Annotated in this window: 1 protein-coding gene; it reads left to right on the top strand. The window is 39.3% G+C overall.

Features of this window, described 5'->3' with window-relative positions; genetic code table 11:
- On the top strand, positions 1-353 hold a 353-nt coding region (locus CBG25_RS15715; protein WP_290603898.1), incomplete at its 5' end, for a transposase family protein.
- Between the last annotated feature and the right edge of the window lie 179 nt (positions 354-532).

The following is a 532-nucleotide window of genomic DNA, read 5'->3' as shown; positions in this document are numbered from 1 at the left end:
TGAGCAAAAATGGGCGCCGTCACGATAAACGCTTACTCGATAAAGTCGATATAATTCGCCATATTCCTCCTGAGGTAACCATCTGGGCAGATACCGGTTTTCAAGGTATAGATAAACAGCATCCTAATACACAAATCCCAAAAAAAGGAACTCGAAAAAGACCTTTATCGCCTGAACAAAAACAAGAAAATAAAATAATCTCGGGCATCCGTATTACAGTTGAACACGCCATCGCGGGTATCAAGCGCCTCGGTTGCATGACCCAAATTTTACGGAATCGTAGACCCTTTATTGATGATACCTTCTTACTCCTTAGCGCAGGTCTTTGGAATTTCCATCTCAGAACAGCGTAAAATTTACTTCAATCACCGAAACACCCTTATTTCACTATTAAGCAACACGCTTGTAGTAGAAAAATAGAGATGGTTCATTATCAATATTCAGGTAATAAGCATGATGTTATTGCTGGCATAGGTTTGGTTAATTTGCTTTGGCATGATCTGACAAGTGTTGAATCAATTCCTATTGACTA

The sequence above is a fragment of the Arsenophonus sp. ENCA genome (assembly GCF_002287155.1).
In the GTDB taxonomy this organism is placed as follows: Bacteria; Pseudomonadota; Gammaproteobacteria; order Enterobacterales; family Enterobacteriaceae; genus Arsenophonus; species Arsenophonus nilaparvatae.
The sequence above is the reverse complement of the archived record's forward strand: the minus strand, read 5'-3'. Positions and strand labels throughout refer to the sequence as shown.